Source organism: Actinoplanes sp. ATCC 53533 (assembly GCF_003947245.1).
Window position 1 is genome coordinate 1 of record NZ_QHHV01000711.1, and the last position, 625, is coordinate 625.

Below are 625 nucleotides of genomic sequence, written 5' to 3' on the forward strand. Positions count from 1 at the left end.
TTCGGGCGTGGTCTGGCGGACCCCGGCGAGGAGTCGCCGCGCCTGCTGCTGGTTGGCGACGGCCCGCCGGTCGATCTCTTCGTCCTCGGCCGTGGGCGCTGACCACTTGACGTTGTCCATCGGGTGGCCGGTAAAGTGGCCCAACTCGACCCCGTAGCGGAGTGCGCCGCTGAACACGGCCCGCTTGCGATGAACGGTGCTGGCAGCGGCGGCCCGCCCGTCGAGCGTCAGCGCCAGGCCGTCGAGCACCTTCCGTACGAGGGACGCATCGGCGAGATCGATGAGGTTGACCGTGTTCGTCTCCACCCATGCGACGGCCGAGGCGAGATCGGGCGGCGGCGGTCCGGCGTCGCGTCGGTTCTTGTTGCAGACGTAGGTACGCATGGCCTTCCGGAGGGTCGCCTCGGGCGGCATGCCTCGCGTCGAGGAGAGCAGCAACATTGTTGCTCCGGCCAGCGTCTCGGCGATGCCCTTGCGGTGGTTCGCCGAGGCGCGCGGCCACTTCAGATCTACGAAGGCCACCACGTGCTCATACCAACTCCGGGTGTTCAGCGCACGGGCCATCGGTTCGGGCAGCCCGCAGCGCTCATCGAACGCGATGCCTTCACGCTGAGCGGTGATCAGC

Annotated in this window: 1 pseudogene; it reads right to left on the reverse strand. The window is 68.6% G+C overall.

The annotated features are described in order from the left end of the window. Positions 1-522 (reverse strand): annotated as a pseudogene (locus tag DMB66_RS60780) (integrase); the annotation flags it as partial. Positions 523-625: the final 103 nt, after the last annotated feature.